The organism is Pseudomonas sp. LRP2-20 (assembly GCF_024349685.1).
Taxonomy (GTDB): Bacteria; Pseudomonadota; Gammaproteobacteria; order Pseudomonadales; family Pseudomonadaceae; genus Aquipseudomonas.
On sequence record NZ_AP025944.1, the window covers coordinates 2,062,305 to 2,076,878 of the forward strand.

The 14,574-nt window shown below is 62.3% G+C and carries 17 protein-coding genes and 2 tRNA genes; 7 read left to right on the forward strand and 12 right to left on the reverse strand.

Going from position 1 to position 14,574, the window contains the following annotated elements:
* Window positions 1-86: 86 nt before the first annotated feature.
* The 4 genes from OCX61_RS08975 to OCX61_RS08990 form a co-directional block, all read right to left on the reverse strand.
* On the reverse strand, window positions 87-854 hold the full coding sequence (locus OCX61_RS08975; protein WP_261943466.1) for an SDR family oxidoreductase: 768 nt from the start codon (window positions 852-854) through the stop codon (window positions 87-89).
* Between the two features lie 23 nt (window positions 855-877).
* A complete protein-coding gene (locus OCX61_RS08980) occupies window positions 878-1,945 on the reverse strand; it encodes a phosphotransferase family protein (RefSeq protein ID WP_261943467.1) in 1,068 nt (355 codons plus the stop codon).
* A gap of 185 nt (window positions 1,946-2,130) precedes the next feature.
* Window positions 2,131-2,448, reverse strand: coding sequence for an SCP2 sterol-binding domain-containing protein (locus OCX61_RS08985; RefSeq protein WP_027920549.1), 318 nt, complete (start codon window positions 2,446-2,448; stop codon window positions 2,131-2,133).
* Window positions 2,449-2,502: 54 nt separating this feature from the next.
* Window positions 2,503-3,213, reverse strand: a complete 711-nt coding sequence (locus tag OCX61_RS08990; RefSeq protein WP_261943468.1) for a histidine phosphatase family protein — start codon at window positions 3,211-3,213, stop codon at window positions 2,503-2,505.
* Between the two features lie 195 nt (window positions 3,214-3,408).
* Between OCX61_RS08990 and sohB the strand changes: the two genes are divergently transcribed.
* Window positions 3,409-4,428 carry a protease SohB gene (sohB, locus tag OCX61_RS08995; RefSeq protein ID WP_261943469.1) on the forward strand — a complete coding sequence of 340 codons (1,020 nt, stop codon included), beginning with the start codon at window positions 3,409-3,411 and terminating at the stop codon, window positions 4,426-4,428.
* A gap of 154 nt (window positions 4,429-4,582) precedes the next feature.
* Window positions 4,583-4,656: transfer RNA gene (locus OCX61_RS09000), tRNA-Cys, on the forward strand.
* A 55-nt stretch (window positions 4,657-4,711) separates the two neighbouring features.
* Here OCX61_RS09000 and OCX61_RS09005 read toward each other — a convergent pair.
* Window positions 4,712-5,386: a polysaccharide lyase family 7 protein gene (locus OCX61_RS09005; protein WP_261943470.1), complete on the reverse strand. Its 675-nt coding sequence runs from the start codon at window positions 5,384-5,386 to the stop codon at window positions 4,712-4,714.
* A gap of 647 nt (window positions 5,387-6,033) precedes the next feature.
* On the opposite strand from OCX61_RS09005, the gene OCX61_RS09010 reads away from it, so the two are divergent.
* Window positions 6,034-6,228, forward strand: a complete 195-nt coding sequence (locus OCX61_RS09010) for a hypothetical protein (protein WP_261943471.1) — start codon at window positions 6,034-6,036, stop codon at window positions 6,226-6,228.
* 1 nt (window position 6,229) lies between these two features.
* Here OCX61_RS09010 and OCX61_RS09015 read toward each other — a convergent pair whose 3' ends face one another.
* Both OCX61_RS09015 and OCX61_RS09020 read right to left on the reverse strand, forming a co-directional pair.
* A complete protein-coding gene (locus OCX61_RS09015) occupies window positions 6,230-6,643 on the reverse strand; it encodes a DoxX family protein (protein WP_261943472.1) in 414 nt (137 codons plus the stop codon).
* A gap of 104 nt (window positions 6,644-6,747) precedes the next feature.
* Window positions 6,748-6,832: transfer RNA gene (locus tag OCX61_RS09020), tRNA-Leu, on the reverse strand.
* A gap of 202 nt (window positions 6,833-7,034) precedes the next feature.
* On the opposite strand from OCX61_RS09020, the gene OCX61_RS09025 reads away from it, so the two are divergent.
* The 4 genes from OCX61_RS09025 (at window position 7,035) to OCX61_RS09040 (ending at window position 10,381) form a co-directional block, all read left to right on the forward strand.
* Window positions 7,035-7,319, forward strand: a complete 285-nt coding sequence (locus OCX61_RS09025) for a hypothetical protein (protein ID WP_261943473.1) — start codon at window positions 7,035-7,037, stop codon at window positions 7,317-7,319.
* Between the two features lie 84 nt (window positions 7,320-7,403).
* The gene (locus OCX61_RS09030; protein WP_261943474.1) at window positions 7,404-8,564 is read left to right on the forward strand and encodes a two-component system sensor histidine kinase NtrB; all 1,161 of its coding nucleotides are present in this window, start codon (window positions 7,404-7,406) and stop codon (window positions 8,562-8,564) included.
* Between the two features lie 5 nt (window positions 8,565-8,569).
* Window positions 8,570-10,015 carry an ATPase domain-containing protein gene (locus OCX61_RS09035; protein ID WP_261943475.1) on the forward strand — a complete coding sequence of 482 codons (1,446 nt, stop codon included), beginning with the start codon at window positions 8,570-8,572 and terminating at the stop codon, window positions 10,013-10,015.
* A 12-nt stretch (window positions 10,016-10,027) separates the two neighbouring features.
* Window positions 10,028-10,381: a response regulator gene (locus OCX61_RS09040; RefSeq protein WP_261943476.1), complete on the forward strand. Its 354-nt coding sequence runs from the start codon at window positions 10,028-10,030 to the stop codon at window positions 10,379-10,381.
* Between the two features lie 70 nt (window positions 10,382-10,451).
* Here OCX61_RS09040 and csrA read toward each other — a convergent pair whose 3' ends face one another.
* The 5 genes from csrA to modA all read right to left on the reverse strand — a co-directional run bounded on the left by csrA (window position 10,452) and on the right by modA (window position 14,515).
* Window positions 10,452-10,649 (reverse strand): carbon storage regulator CsrA, encoded by a 198-nt coding sequence (gene csrA / locus OCX61_RS09045; RefSeq protein WP_012315047.1) that lies wholly within the window; start codon window positions 10,647-10,649, stop codon window positions 10,452-10,454.
* 254 nt (window positions 10,650-10,903) lie between these two features.
* Entirely contained in the window at window positions 10,904-11,926 is a 1,023-nt protein-coding gene (locus OCX61_RS09050) for a DNA topoisomerase IB (protein WP_261943477.1), read from the reverse strand.
* Between the two features lie 57 nt (window positions 11,927-11,983).
* On the reverse strand, window positions 11,984-13,075 hold the full coding sequence (gene modC / locus OCX61_RS09055) for a molybdenum ABC transporter ATP-binding protein (RefSeq protein WP_261943478.1): 1,092 nt from the start codon (window positions 13,073-13,075) through the stop codon (window positions 11,984-11,986).
* 1 nt (window position 13,076) lies between these two features.
* The gene (gene modB, locus OCX61_RS09060) at window positions 13,077-13,757 is read right to left on the reverse strand and encodes a molybdate ABC transporter permease subunit (protein ID WP_261943479.1); all 681 of its coding nucleotides are present in this window, start codon (window positions 13,755-13,757) and stop codon (window positions 13,077-13,079) included.
* Window positions 13,757-14,515, reverse strand: a complete 759-nt coding sequence (gene modA / locus OCX61_RS09065) for a molybdate ABC transporter substrate-binding protein (RefSeq protein ID WP_261943480.1) — start codon at window positions 14,513-14,515, stop codon at window positions 13,757-13,759. The genes modB and modA overlap by 1 nt, the downstream gene beginning before the upstream one ends.
* Between the last annotated feature and the right edge of the window lie 59 nt (window positions 14,516-14,574).

Here is a 14,574-nt window from a genome sequence, read left to right on the forward strand (position 1 = left end):
GCCTCTTCGCGGGTAAACCCGCTCCTACAGGACCTCACTGAACCTGTGGGAGCGGGTTTACCCGCGAAGGGGCCCCTAAAGCCTGATCAGGACAGGAAACCACCGTCGACATTCAGCGCGGTGCCGGTGGTGTAGCTGGAGGCATCGCTGGCCAGGTACAGCACGGCGCCGGCCATTTCCTTGGGGTCGGCCACGCGCTTGAGCGGAATCTGCTGCAGCGCGGCATTGAGGATGGCGTCGTTCTTCACCAGCGCCGAGGCGAACTTGGTGTCGGTCAGGCCCGGCAGCAGGGCGTTGCAGCGAATGCCGAACTGCGCGCATTCCTTGGCGAACACCTTGGTCATGTTGATTACCGCGGCCTTGGTCACCGAATAGATGCCCTGGAACAGGCCCGGCGAAACGCCGTTGATCGAGGCCACGTTGATGATGCTGCCGCCACCGTTTTCGCGCATCAGCTTGCCGGCCTCCACCGACATGAAGAAGTAGCCGCGGATGTTCACGTCGACGGTCTTCTGGAAGGCACTCGGGTCGGTGTCGAGCACGTTGCAGAACTGCGGGTTGGTGGCCGCGTTATTGACCAGGATATCCAGGCGCCCGAACTGTTCGCGGATACCGGCGAACACCTGCTGGATCTGCTCCAGTTCACCGATATGACAGGCGACCGGCGTGGCCTTGCCGCCCGCCGCAATGATGGCGTCGGCCACCTGCTGGCAGCCGTCGAGCTTGCGGCTGGAAACGATCACGTGGGCGCCCTGCTGGGCCAGCAGATGGGCAATGGCTTCGCCGATGCCACGGCTGGCACCGGAAACAAAGGCGATCTTGCCGTCGAGGTCGAACAGTTGGGTCTTGGACATGCTGTTTTCCTTGTTATCTGGCGTCAGAGCGTGGACTTGCCGATGACCTGCAGGCTCATTTGCTCCAGCAGCCGGTTCATGTGGATGAACTGGGCGAAGCGTTTGTCCTGGGTCTGGCCGTGGTAATAGCGGTAGTAGATCTGCTGGACGATGCCGGCCAGGCGGAACAGGCCGTAGCAATAGTAGTAATCGAAGTTGTCCAGCTGGATGCCGGCGCGCTCGGCGTAGTAATCGACGAACTGGCGGCGAGTCAGCATGCCTGGTGCATTGCTCGGCTGGCGGCGCATCAGTTGTACTGGCGCCGGGTCGCTGGCCTCGATCCAGTAGGCCAGGCTGTTGCCCAGGTCCATCAGCGGGTCGCCGATGGTGGCCATCTCCCAGTCGAGTACACCGATGATGCGCATGGGGTTTTCGGCATCGAGGATCACGTTGTCGAAGCGGTAGTCGTTGTGCACGATGCCCGGGCGCGGATGGTCGGCGGGCATCTTCTCGCGCAGCCAGGCGATCACTTTTTCCCAGCGTGGCGCATCCGGGGTCAGGGCTTTCTCGTAGCGGCTGGTCCAGCCTTCGATCTGGCGCTGCACATAGCCTTCTGGCTTGCCCAGGTCGGCCAGGCCGCAGGCGTGGTAATCCACCTGATGCAACTCGACCAGGCGGTCGATGAAGCTTTTGCACAGGGCTTCGGTGCGGCTGGCATCCAGGCCCAGTTCGGCCGGGATGTCCGAGCGCAGAATCACCCCCTTGACCCGCTCCATCACGTAGAACTCACCGCCGATCAGTGATTCGTCGGTGCAGTGGACATAGGCCTTGGGGCAGTACGGGAAACCGCTGTTGAGCTGGTTCAGAATGCGGAACTCGCGGCCCATGTCGTGGGCCGACTTGGCCTTCTGGCCGAAGGGTGGGCGGCGCAACACGAATTCACGGCCCGGGTAGCTGACCAGGTAGGTGAGGTTGGACGCCCCGCCAGGGAACTGGCTGATGCTCGGCGTGCCCTCGAGGCCGGCGATGTGGCCCTTCAGGTAAGGATCGATGACGGCCGCGTCGAGTTCTTCGCCGGGGCGTACCTGGGTGGACTGGTCGGTGAGCGTCATGCGTTTTCCTTATTTTCTGGCGCAAGGACTATTGGCTAATCTAATGGCCTGGCGGCGCTGGAACAAGCGTGCCAGGAGCCATATAGGCGAGGGTGTTGCTGGTCGATCACTGCACCGAATGCCGGGCAAAAAAAAACCGAAGCCAGTCAGGCTTCGGTTTTCTCATTGTACGGTGTGCCCATCACTCAGGAAGGGAACAGCTCGCTGAGCTTCATCGACAGCATCATGTCGCCTTCAACGCGCAGCTTGCCGCCCATGAAGGCCTGCATGCCGTCGGTTTCACCGCTGACGATGCCCTTGAGGGTTTCGCTGTCCAGTACCAGGGTGCAGTTGGCATCCGGGTTTTCACCTTCCTGAATTTCGCAGGTGCCGTCCTTGACCAGCAGCGCATAGTGCTTGTCTTCGTCGGTGATGTTGAAGCCGAACACCAGGTCCAGGCCAGCCGCAGCAGCTGGGTTGAATTTTGCTTTCATCGCCTCGACGGCTTTAGCTACATCGCTCATGGTGTTTTCCTTGTTAAGTGATAGTCGCGTCCGCAGGGACACTATGGGCCGGGCTCAACGGTAGGTGATGAGCTCCGGCGCCCTCAACAGCTGCACATGGGCTTGGCTGTTGAAGGAAGCCAGTGCCACGTCGCGGCCGCGGAACTTCAGCTGGCTGAGCGACGTGTTGATGATCTGCCAGTTCAGCGCAAAGGCCTGACTGGGGGTGATTCGGGTAACCAGGTGGAGCAGGGCGGCGATGGTGCCACCGGATGTGAACACGGCGATGTTGTCGCCACTGCCCGCGGTGTCCAGCACACGCTGCAGCCCAGCTGCGACCCGGGCGGTGAACGCCTGCCAGGTTTCCAAGCCGTCATCGGCATGTTCACCTGCGTGCCAGCGTTGCACCATCAGGGCGAACAGGCGCTGGAACTCGCTGCGGTTCTGCGCGCCGTTGCGCAGGATATCCCGGGCGTGCGGCTCATCGGCCAGCAGGCCGGGGAGCAGGGCGCGAATCACGCCATCGGCATCGAACTCATTGAAGGCCGGGTCGGTCTCAATGGCCGGTACCGCGCAACCACCTGCGTTCAGCGCCTGCAACGCGTGCCTGGCGGTGTCCTGCTGGCGCCGCAGATCGCCGGCCACACAGCGGTCCAGGCGCAGGCCGAGCTGGGCGAGGTGTTCGCCGAGGGCCTGGCTCTGGCGCACGCCGATCGGTGAGAGGACGTCGTAGTCGTCTGCACCGAAGGAAGCCTGGCCATGTCGGATCAGGTAGAGATTGCCCACTGGGGTATCCGGCGTTGAAGGTTGCTGCGAGGTTAGGATGCGCCACACAGGCTGTCAACGAAAAAACATACAAGCGTTTGAAAAGGTTGTTTGAACTGTGTTGCCAGCGTTTACCTCGGCTGGCGAGGGCACGGGCGCAACGGTATGCTTGCAACAGTTTCGCGCCGATCTGGCGCAGGTTCATAAGGAGTCAACGTGGAGTTTCTTGCCGAGTACGCAAGCTTTCTCGCCAAAACCGCCACCCTGGTGATTGCCATCCTGGTGGTGTTGTCCGCCATCGCCGGTTTGCGTGGCAAGGGGCGGCGCAAGGCCGGTGGGCAGTTGCAGGTCACCCGCCTCAACGAATTCTACAAAGAGCTGCGCGAACGCCTGGAAAGCGGCTTGCTCGACAAAGCCCAGCTCAAGGCCCTGCGCAAGCAGCAGGCCAAGGCACAGAAACAGCAGAAGAAGGGCAAGGCCGAAGAGAAGGGCCGGGTGTTCGTGCTCGATTTCGACGGCGATATCAAGGCCTCCGCCACCGAAAGCCTGCGTAACGAGATCACCGCACTGCTGACCCTCGCCACCCCGCGCGATGAAGTGGTGCTGCGCCTGGAAAGCGGCGGCGGCCTGGTGCACAGCTATGGCCTGGCGGCCTCGCAACTGGCGCGTATCCGCCAGGCCGGCATCCCGCTCACCGTGTGCATCGACAAAGTCGCCGCCAGCGGCGGCTACATGATGGCCTGCATCGGCGAGAAGATTGTCAGTGCACCGTTCGCCGTGCTGGGTTCGATCGGTGTGGTGGCACAGTTGCCCAACGTCAACCGCCTGCTGAAGAAGCACGACATCGACTTCGAAGTACTGACCGCCGGCGAGTACAAGCGTACCCTGACGGTATTTGGCGAGAACACCGAAAAGGGCCGGGAGAAGTTCCAGGAAGACCTGGACATCACCCACCAGCTGTTCAAGGACTTCGTCTCCCGCTACCGCCCGCAGCTGCACATCGATGAGGTGGCCACCGGTGAAGTCTGGCTCGGCGTTGCCGCACTGAACCGCAAGCTGGTCGATGAACTGCAGACCAGTGACGAGTACCTCAGTGACCGCGCCCGCACGGCCAATCTGTTCCACCTGCACTACGCCGAGCGCAAGAGCTTGCAAGAGCGTATCGGCATGGCGGCCAGCGGTACCGTTGAGAACGCGGTGGTAGGGTTGTGGAGCAAACTCGGCCGCTTGCGCTAACACCTTGAACCCACTGAAATTTTTTTCTGTTCAGGGGGTTGCAAGGTTGAAGGAATGCAGACATAATGGCGCCCATCGAAACGCAGCAAACTTTGAAAAAGATGCGGTGTTTCAAGGAGATAGCAAAGCGTAAGCAGCTAGATCCGAACTTTGAGGCCGAGTAGCAAAGTGGTTATGCTCCGGATTGCAAATCCGTCTACGCCGGTTCGATTCCGACCTCGGCCTCCACCATTCGAAAAACCCCGCAGATGAAAGTCTGCGGGGTTTTTCATTTGCCCGGCATTCAGCCATGACTGAGCGACAGTGCGCTAATGATGCACACCGAACCATCGCTGGACGGCGTTGCATCGGTGTAGTCGACCTGGTTGTAGATGCCGCCGTGGAATTCGAACAGGCGTGTGTCCCAGGTGTCATCGAGTTGCAGGCTGCTCGATGATTTGGAGGCGCCATTGCACCTGGCGGTCACCTTGACCGCGCCCGCCGACGTGGCATGGATGATCACGTCGAACTCCGTGCCGAGCGGCACGCCCTGCAGCAGGGTGCTGTTGACTGGATCGGCCTGGTTGTAGGACTGGCGGAATCCCATGGTGATATTGCCCTTGTTCCAGAACACTTTCACCGGCGGGCTGTCATCGCCCCTGACGTGCATCTGGCTGATGACCACCTTTTGCGCCGAGTTGACCTTGGTCAGCGTCATGGTCTGGCGATTCCAGTGGTCCGGGGCGCTGTCCAGCGTCCAGTTCTGTGTCTCCGACCATTCGCAACGGGTTCTGTGGGTGCTCTTGCTTGACGCCCCTTTGGTCGGCGCCGAGAACTGGATCGACCCGTCGCTGAGCACTTTCACCACGCTAGGAAACTGGGCGATTGCCTCGGCACCGTTGAGTTCAAGCGCTACGGGGTTCGTTGAAGAAACTGCCACGGGGGTGGCGATCGTTAGATTGCTGATGTTCACGGTCATAAATGCTCCTGATGATAAAACATTGGCCTGGCACGATTGCCTTCCAACCGTGATGCGTTCCTCCGCATCCGGCTATGCACTCCTGAATGCACAGCCGGATGGTTCGGGTGTCATGCTCTGGAGCCGAGTGTCGCTGGGGATGAATCGGCTGTATGCATATACAGTATATGCGTTTATGCATATCCGCAAGCCGGCGTAGCTGCAAGGGTCGAATGCGCGGAAAAACCAGGACTTCGATCAGCCAATGGCAGGCAAGAAAAAGCCCGGCTCAGGGCCGGGCTTTGCTCAGGCATTCTTGGCTATGCCAGCATCGTCATGGCGGCGGCGCCAAGTCACGCCCTCAGAAAAAAGAAAACCCGCCAGCAAGTGGCGGGTTCAAAGAACGTATGGAGCACAGTCATGGTGCCCAAAGCCTTGTCATGAAATCGTGAAGCCCATGTCGCCATCTCGTCCCGTCTGGCTTGAGCTTGGCGATGAAGGGTGCTTGCCAACAAGCGAAAAAAAGCCCGCCATGAAGGCGGGCAATGAACGATTTGAAGGGAGAGATTTCAGCCTGGGGCCGGTCGGTTAAGTCAGCATTAACCGTAATCCATTGACCACGACCAACGATGCGCCTATACAGGCGTGCCAGATTTCCAGGAGCCACCATGCGCGACGAAGACGACCTGCACGAGCCCGAGCACGATCACCTGCTCGATCACGAATTCCTCCATGAAGACTTCGACCCTGAGGCGGATGCCCAGGGCGCCGAGGATGAAGTCGAGGAGGACGAAGCGCTGCTGGATGACCTCGATGACGAAGAGCCTGATCACCCAGCCTGGCACGACGACCTGGACGACTGAATCAGCGCCCGTCGACCGAGAAGCGCCCCGGGCCGCTGACTGCCAGCACCAGCAGGCCGCCGCAGATGCTGAGGTTTTTCAGGAACTGGGTCATGTTGGCGGCGCGCTCCGGGTCGACCATGTTCCAGAACGGATGGCCAAGCAGCCCGGTGCCTAGCACGAACAGGGCGAACAGGAAGGCCAGCGGGCGTGTGTAGAAACCGAGGATCAGCAGGATGCCGACGATGAACTCCATGAACACCGCAACCGCCGCCGCCAGCATCGGGGCGGGGGCGCCCAGCGAAGTCATGTAGCCGACCGTGCCCTCGAAGCCGGTGAGCTTGGCCCAGCCGGAAAGGACGAAGAGGATCATGAGCAGCACGCGGGCGATCAGGAGGATGAAGTCGCGTTGACCATCGAACAGGGAGTAGCGCATGGCGGCATACCGGTGAGCGGGGACAAGCTCCACTCTAGCAGTTGCTCGGGAGATTGCTGCCAGGCAGCAAAAAGGCGCCGCAAGGGCGCCTTTTCAAAGAAGTTTGGTGCGAGTGGCGGGACTCGAACCCGCAAGGCTCACGCCGACAGATTTTAAGTCTGCTGTGTATACCAATTCCACCACACTCGCACGCTTGAAAGGGTCATGGCGACCGGCGCGCTTCCTAGGCAGAAGGGCCTGACAATCAAGTGCGCTTTATAACCCATTGTTATAGTTGAGTCAAACGCAGCACCTATGCTCAAAGGAATGAGGGGTGATCCAACGGGTAATTGACACGTTGCTGTCATTACGCCACTGTTGCCCATCTATTGGATCCAATGAGCATGATGCCATGTCCCAGGCCACCCCCTCGGTTGTTCCCGGGCAAACTGTCCGTCCTCGATTGTTCTGGCGCCTGCTGTTCGCGCAGGTTTTGCTGATGGGGGCGTTTCTGTACCTCAGCCTGATGACCCTCGGTGGTTACCTGCTGATGCTCGGGCTTGATGCCGAACACCCGCAACCGCAGCGCTTGATGGCGCTGGGCGGTGGCGGCCTGATCCTGCTGGTGGGCCTGTGGCTGCTGAAAGTGGCGATGCCGCGGCGTATCAGCCCGGTATTGGTCGAACCTGAGCGTTGATAATCTGTTACAGCATGCGCTGTTGCAGAAGGGTACGCTTGGCTAAGCTAAGCAGGTCCCTCCCGCTGTGCCTGTGGAGTTTGCATGGTTTCAGCCGACTGTACCGATCACCCTGTCATGCCCGCCAGCCGCTATGAGCAGCTGGTGCAGTCAGTGGTGGATTACGCCATCTACATGCTCGACGCCTCCGGCCATGTAGTGTCCTGGAATGCAGGTGCGCAACGGATCAAGGGCTACCGCGCCGAAGAAGTCATAGGCCGGCATTTCTCGCTGTTCTTCACCCCGCAGGACTGCGCCGAAGGGCGCCCGGAGCGCCTGCTCAGGCAGGCGCTGGAGCAGGGGGTGGCACAGGACGAGGGCTGGCGCGTGCGCAAGGATGGCACGCAATTCTGGGCCTTGGCCGCGCTCGATGTGATCCGCGACGAACAGGGGCAGATCGTCGGCCTGGCCAAGGTCACCCGTGATATCACCGACCGGCGCGAATCGGCGCTGCAGCTCGACGCTGTGCGCGCACAGCTGTTCCAGGCGCAGAAGCTCGAAGCGCTGGGCCAGCTCACCGGCGGCCTGGCACACGACTTCAACAACCTGCTGACCATCATCATCAATTCGGCGCGCCTGGCGCAGGCCAGCCATGACCCGGCGCGGGTCGCGCGCATGCTCGAGCATATCCTCGATGCCGGCCAGCGCGGCACCGAACTGACCCAGCAATTGCTCAGTTTTGCCCGCCACCGCCAGCTCGATGTCTCGCTCATCGCTCCGACCAGGCTTCTGGAGTCCACGCGTGGCCTGCTGGAGCACGCGCTACCGCGTGAAATCGAGTTGCAGGAGTACGTGCAGCCCGACCTGCCGCTGATCGAGGTGGATATCGGGCAGCTGCAGATGGTGTTGCTCAACCTGCTGTTCAACGCGCGCGATGCGATAGGCGAGCGGGGCAGCATCGACCTGGCGGTGCTCACGGTCGATCTGGCGGGCGAAGTGGAGGGGCTGCATGGCACGTTCGTGTGCTTCGAAGTGAATGACAGTGGTGACGGTATCGACCCGCAGGTGCTGCCGCGCATATTCGAGCCGTTCTTCACCACCAAGCCTTTCGGCAAGGGGACCGGTCTTGGTCTCAGCCAGGTCTACGGCTTCGCCAAGCAAAGCAATGGCGCCATCAGTGTGGAAAGCACGCTCGGCCAAGGTACATGCATGCGCCTGTACCTCCCGGCCTATCAGCCCGTAGCAGGGGCACAAGACAACAGGTAGCCACCATGGTGCAGGCACTCAAACGGCTGGTCACGGGGATCGAAGGGCTCGATGCGCTGCTCAAGGGCGGCCTGGTTGCGGGCGCCTCCTACATCGTTCAGGGGCCGCCTGGCGCGGGCAAGACCATCCTCGCCAACCAGTTGGCCTGCAGCCACGTGCGTGACGGTGGCAAGGTGCTGGTGGCGACCTTGCTCGCCGAGTCCCATGAGCGGTTGTTCCAGTACCTGGCGACCCTCGAGTTCTTCGACCCGGCCCTGGTCGGTGACCAGATCCAGTTCGTCAGTGCCTTCGATACCTTGGAGCAGGAGGGGCTCGATGCGGTGGTCAGGTTGCTGCGCCAGGAAATCGGCAAACAGCAGGCGAGCCTGCTGATCGTCGATGGGGTGCTCAATGCCCGGGTGCGCGCGGAAACGGCGCTGGATACCAAGAAATTCGTCTCGGAACTGCAGGGGCATGCGGCCTTTGCCGGTTGTACCGTGCTGTTGCTGACCAGTGCCCGGCTGGATGACAACAGCCCGGAACACACCATGGTCGATGGTGTGATCGAGTTGGGCGAGCAACTGGTCGGTAGCCGCGCGGTGCGCCATGTGCAGTTGCGCAAGACGCGTGGCAGCGGGGCATTGTCCGGGCGTCACGAGTGCCTGATCGATGAGTCGGGGATGCATGTCTACCCGCGCCTGGAAGCACTTTACAGCCACCCCAGCCAGCTCGGCAGCGCCTCCTTGAACCGGGTATCCACAGGCGTTGGGGCACTGGACGAAATGCTGGGCGGGGGCCTGACACTGGGCTCGGTCAGCCTGCTTATCGGCCCCTCGGGGATCGGCAAGACCTCCCTGGGCCTGGCCTTTCTGGCGGCCGCCAGCGCCGAGCAGCCAGCCTTGCATTTCGGCTTCTACGAAACCCCTGCCAGGCTGCGGCTCAAGGCCGCATCACTGGGCTACGACTTCGCCGCGCAAGAGCGCGCGGGTGCTTTGCAGCTATGCTGGCAACCGACCACCGAAGGCCTGCTGGACCAGGTGGGTGCACGACTGCTCGCGCAGGTCGAGCAGCAGGGCAGCAAGCGCGTGCTGATCGACAGCCTGGGCGCGTTCAGCCGCCTGGCAACCGACCCGGCGCGGCTCAATGCGTTCTTCCGTGCGCTGGTTGGCGAGCTGCGGGCGCGGGATGTCAGCGTCATGCTCACCTGGGAGATGCGTGATATTTTCGGTTCGGAAATCACCGCCCCGGCACCGGACCTGTCGAGCATCGTCGACAACCTCATGCTGATGCGCTTCGTCGAACTGGACTCGCAGCTGCGGCGCATGCTGTCGATCCTGAAGGTGCGCGACAGCCATCACGACCCAGCGCTGCACGAACTGCAGATCGGGCCGCAGGGCATTAGCCTGCGCAAGGCGTTCGAGGGCGCCTGTGGCGTACTTTCGGGCACTCCGGTGCCGCAAGGGGGTGGCTGACGGGGCCTGGCGATGAACACCATCCTGATCGTCGATGACGAATACCTGATCGCCGATATCCTCGGTTTTGCCCTGGAGGACGAAGGCTTTCTGGTGGAAAAGGCGAGCAACGGGCGCAAGGCGCTGGAGGCGCTGAAGGAAAAACGCGTGGAACTGGTGATCACCGACTACATGATGCCGGTGCTCAATGGCGAGGAACTGGTGCGGGCGATTCGCGACGAACTGGCACTGCCTGACCTGCCGGTGATTCTCATGAGCGGCGCTCAGGCCAGCCAAGGGCGCCCGGAGCTGTTCGCTGCGGTCTTCGACAAGCCGTTCGACATGGACAGAATGATCGCCAAGGTGCGCGAGCTGCTCGGCACCTGAGGTTCAGGTTGCGGCTTGCGCCGGCCATTCGATCAAGCGCGTCCGTGCGGCTTGAAGCGAGGCGCTCAGGTCAGTGTTGGTCGTCGTGCTTTTCCGGAGCCGGGCTGCCGGCCTGGATGCGTTTGAAGATTTCTTCACGGTGCACCTGGACATCCTTTGGTGCATCGATGCCAATCCTCACCTGCATCCCTTTTACGCCCAGAATGGTGACTTTGATGTCATCGTTGATGACGATACTTTCGCCAACCTTACGGGTGAGTATCAGCATGTAGTTCTCCTTGGTGATGTAGAAATCCGCCGGGCCATTGGGCCGCAACGGTGGGAGCTTGTCCCTCTTCCTTCTCATTAAAGACGCTTTCAGCGGATAGTAATTCCCCGAAAGACAAATTCTGTTGTGTGTCTTTAGTCGCAGGTGCCGAGGAAAATGCTGTTAAGCGTGTCGGCGAAGGTGCTCGATGGCAAGAATAGGGGGCTTCGGCCTTTATGGGAAATTTCTCTGCATGATGGCCCGAATAGTTCGGCTCAATCATCGGCTGTTGTTTCAAGGGCTTGGAGAAAAAGCAGCAAGGCCACCTCTTCGCTGTCCAGCCCCTTGCGCACTCGGCGCCCGGGCAAGTTGGCCAGGCGCCCGAGGGCGTAATGCTCGAGCACGGCCGGGTGGATGTAGCAGCGCCGGCAAACCGCCGGGGTGTTGCCCAGGCGGGCGGCGACCTGCCTGACGATGGCCGCGACCTGGCGCTTGGCTTCGCTCTCCGGCTCCCATGCCAGTGGCCTGAGCAGGCTCAGGGCCAGGCTGCTGCCGGCCCAGGTACGGTAGTCCTTGGCGGTGAAGTCGGCGCCGGTCAGTTGCTGCAGGAACTGATTGACCTCACTGGAGCCGATGCTGTGCCGTTGGCCGTCTTCATCCAGGTACTGGAACAGCGCCTGCCCAGGCAGCTCCATGCAGCGTTTGAGCAGGTTGGCCAGGCGCCGGTCACGCAGCGTGACATTGTGCTCCACGCCGCGCTTGCCGCGGAACTGGAAGCGCACGGTGCTGCCCTGTACTTGCACGTGGCGATTGCGCAGGGTGGTCAGGCCGTAGGACTGGTTATCCCGCAGGTAGCGCTGGTTGCCGATGCGGATCAGCGTGTGGTCGAGCAGGCTCACCACCAGCGCCATGACTTTCTCTCGATCCAGGCCTGGGCGCGCCAGGTGCGCCTCCAGCTGCGCGCGAAGTTTCGGCAGCGCCTGGGCAAAGGCCAGCATGCGCCCGTACTTGTGCTGGTCGCGCAGCTCACGCCACTGGGCGTGGTAACGGTATTGCTTGCGGCCACGGGCATCGCGGCCGGTGGCTTGCAGGTGGCCCTGCGGGTCGCTGCAGATCCACACATCGGTGTAGGCCGGCGGAATCACCAGCGCGGCGATGCGCGCCAAGGTTTCTTTGTCGCGAACGCGCTGCCCTTGGGCATCGAGGTAGATGAAGCGGTCGCGCCAGCGGCGCCGGGTGAGGCCCGGCTGGCTGTCGTCGACATAATGCAGGCTGGGCGGCAGAGGGCAGTCGAGCATCGGTGGCAGGCCTCGATCAGGTCACTGATCAATGGACAACGGCGGCTACGATGATGCTCAGCCCAATAACGCTACCGACTTGATCTGCGCGAACAGCGCCTGGCCCAGGTGCAAGCCCAGCTGGTCCGCCGAGAACCGGGTGATGCGCGCCAGCAAGGCGTTGCCGCCGGCATCCAGGCTTACCAGCACATGCGCCGGGTTGTCCGCCGGGCGTGTCTCGCGCACCCGCACCGCCAGGCGGTTGAGAATGCTTGAGGTGCTGTCGGCGCGCAGTGCCAGGCTTACATCCCGGGCCTGGACCTTGACGCGCAAGGTACTGCCGATGCTGAGTGGCGGGTGGGCGATGCGCAGCACCGGTGCGTCGCTGCCGGGCAGGCGCAGGTCCAGCAGGTCGTAGTGCGGGTCGTGGCCGACCACCATGCCCTCGAAAACCACCCCGGCGTCCTCGCCCTGGGCCAGGGACAGGTCGAGGCGGGCCAAGGTCTCGCCGATCGGCCCATTGGCCATGGCCCGGCCTTGCTCCAGCAGCACCAGGTGGTCGGCCAGCCGCGCCACTTCATCCTGGGCATGGCTCACGTACACCAGCGGGATGTCCAGTTCAGCGTGCAGCCGTTCGAGGTAGGGCAGTATCTCGCGCTTGCGTGGCCCGTCGAGTGCCGCCAGTGGTTCGTCCATCAACAATAGCCGCGGGCTGCTGAGCAATGCGCGGGCAATGCCGACCCGTTGTGCCTCGCCGCCCGACAAGGTGGCCGGCTTGCGTGCCAGCAGGTGGCCGATGCCCAGCAGCTGGCAGGCCTGGTCGAGGCTGACCTTGCGCTCGGCCGCAGCAATGCGCCGCCAGCCGAATTCCAGGTTGCCGCGCACCGACAGGTGCGGGAACAGGCTGGCTTCCTGGAACACATAGCCCACCGGGCGCAGGTGCGGTGCCAGGAAGTGGCCACGGGCGCTGTCTTCCCAGACCTCGCCATTGACCTCGATATAGGCGCTGGCCGCACGCTCCAGCCCGGCCAGGCAGCGCAGGCATGACGTCTTGCCTGAGCCCGAGTGGCCGAACAGCGCGCTGATGCCGCGACCGGGCAGGTTCAGGTCGACGTCCAGGGTGAAGTCGTCGCGTGCCAGCTTCAGGCGCGCCACAATCGATCCGCTCATTTCAGCTCCAACCCGTCTTGCCGCGGCGTCCCGCATACAGCAGGAGCAGTACCAGGAACGAGAACACCAGCATGGCACCGGCCAGCCAGTGGGCTTGCGCATATTCCATGGCCTCGACGTGATCGAAGATCTGCACCGAGACCACACGGGTCTTGTCGGGGATATTGCCACCGATCATCAGCACCACGCCGAACTCACCCACGGTATGGGCAAAGCCGAGGATGCTGGCGGTGACGAAGCCGGGGCGGGCCAGCGGCAGCACCACGTGAACGAACGTGTCCCAGGGGCTGGCACGCAGGGTCGCCGCCACTTCCAGCGGGCGCTGGCCGATGGCGGCGAAGGCGTTTTGCAGCGGCTGCACCACGAAGGGCATGGAGTACACCGTCGAGCCGATCACCAGGCCGGTGAAGCTGAACACCACGGTACCCAGGCCCAGTGCCTGGGTAGCCTGGCCGAGCCAGCCGTGCGGGCCGAGGGCGATCAGCAGGTAGAAGCCGATCACCGTCGGCGGCAGCACCAGTGGCAATGCCACCACCGCGCCCACCGGCCCACGTAGCCACGAGCGCGTGCGCGCCAGCCACCAGGCGATGGGCGTGCCGACGATCAGCAGGATCAGCGTGGTCAGGCTGGCCAGTTTGAGGGTCAGCCAGATCGCGCCGAAGTCACTGGCGTCCAGCGGCATCAGATTTCATAACCGTAGGACTTGATCACTGCAGCGGCTTTCGGGCCTTTCAGGTAGTCGACCAGGGCCTTGGCGGCAGGGTTGTCCTTGCCTTTGTTGAGGATGACCGCATCCTGCTTGATCGGCTCGTGCAGGTTGGCAGGCACGATCCAGGCCGAACCTTCGGTCACCTTGCCATCCTTATAGACCTGCGACAGAGCGACGAAACCCAGCTCGGCGTTGCCGGTGGACACGAACTGGAAGGCCTGGGCGATGTTCTGGCCTTCGACGATCTTGGGCTTGGTGGCCTCGGTCAGCTTCAGCTTGTCCAGCACCTGGGTGGCGGCCAGGCCGTAAGGGGCGGCTTTCGGGTTGGCGATGGACAGGTGCTGGAACTGGTTCTTCTTCAGCACTTCACCCTTGGCATCCACATAGCCAGGCTTGGCCGACCACAGGGCCAAGGTGCCGATGGCGTAAGTGAAGCGCGAGCCTGGGACCGTATCCTTTTCCTGTTCGAGCTTGGCCGGGGTGCTGTCGTCAGCTGCAAGGAACACTTCGAACGGCGCGCCGTTCTTGATCTGTGCGTAGAACTGCCCGGTGGCGCCGTAGGCGGCGATCAGCTTGTGGCCGGTATCTTTCTCGAAGTCCTTGGCGATGGCCTGGATCGGTGCGGTGAAGTTCGCCGCGACCGCAACCTGCACCTCGTCGGCCCAGGCGCTGTTGAGGGAGATCAGGCTGGCCAGGGTGGTGGCGGCCAAGTGAGGCAGGCGGATACGCATGAAGACAGCTCCTGGAGGTGGTTATCGTTATGTCGTTAACTATATAGCGATAGACCTTT

What these genes read in the sequence shown, in the direction of transcription:
- OCX61_RS09015 (WP_261943472.1), bottom strand. Translation starts at nt 6,643, where the DNA reads ATGCGCTACTCCCTGTTCGATGGTCAACGCGACTTCATCCTCCTGATC.
- OCX61_RS08985 (WP_027920549.1), bottom strand. Translation starts at nt 2,448, where the DNA reads ATGAGCGATGTAGCTAAAGCCGTCGAGGCGATGAAAGCAAAATTCAAC.
- csrA (WP_012315047.1), bottom strand. Translation starts at nt 10,649, where the DNA reads ATGCTGATACTCACCCGTAAGGTTGGCGAAAGTATCGTCATCAACGAT.
- OCX61_RS09030 (WP_261943474.1), top strand. Translation starts at nt 7,404, where the DNA reads ATGGTTTCAGCCGACTGTACCGATCACCCTGTCATGCCCGCCAGCCGC.
- OCX61_RS09035 (WP_261943475.1), top strand. Translation starts at nt 8,570, where the DNA reads ATGGTGCAGGCACTCAAACGGCTGGTCACGGGGATCGAAGGGCTCGAT.
- modB (WP_261943479.1), bottom strand. Translation starts at nt 13,757, where the DNA reads ATGCCGCTGGACGCCAGTGACTTCGGCGCGATCTGGCTGACCCTCAAA.
- OCX61_RS09010 (WP_261943471.1), top strand. Translation starts at nt 6,034, where the DNA reads ATGCGCGACGAAGACGACCTGCACGAGCCCGAGCACGATCACCTGCTC.
- modC (WP_261943478.1), bottom strand. Translation starts at nt 13,075, where the DNA reads ATGAGCGGATCGATTGTGGCGCGCCTGAAGCTGGCACGCGACGACTTC.
- OCX61_RS08980 (WP_261943467.1), bottom strand. Translation starts at nt 1,945, where the DNA reads ATGACGCTCACCGACCAGTCCACCCAGGTACGCCCCGGCGAAGAACTC.
- OCX61_RS09040 (WP_261943476.1), top strand. Translation starts at nt 10,028, where the DNA reads ATGAACACCATCCTGATCGTCGATGACGAATACCTGATCGCCGATATC.
- OCX61_RS09005 (WP_261943470.1), bottom strand. Translation starts at nt 5,386, where the DNA reads ATGACCGTGAACATCAGCAATCTAACGATCGCCACCCCCGTGGCAGTT.
- OCX61_RS09050 (WP_261943477.1), bottom strand. Translation starts at nt 11,926, where the DNA reads ATGCTCGACTGCCCTCTGCCGCCCAGCCTGCATTATGTCGACGACAGC.
- OCX61_RS09025 (WP_261943473.1), top strand. Translation starts at nt 7,035, where the DNA reads ATGTCCCAGGCCACCCCCTCGGTTGTTCCCGGGCAAACTGTCCGTCCT.
- modA (WP_261943480.1), bottom strand. Translation starts at nt 14,515, where the DNA reads ATGCGTATCCGCCTGCCTCACTTGGCCGCCACCACCCTGGCCAGCCTG.
- OCX61_RS08975 (WP_261943466.1), bottom strand. Translation starts at nt 854, where the DNA reads ATGTCCAAGACCCAACTGTTCGACCTCGACGGCAAGATCGCCTTTGTT.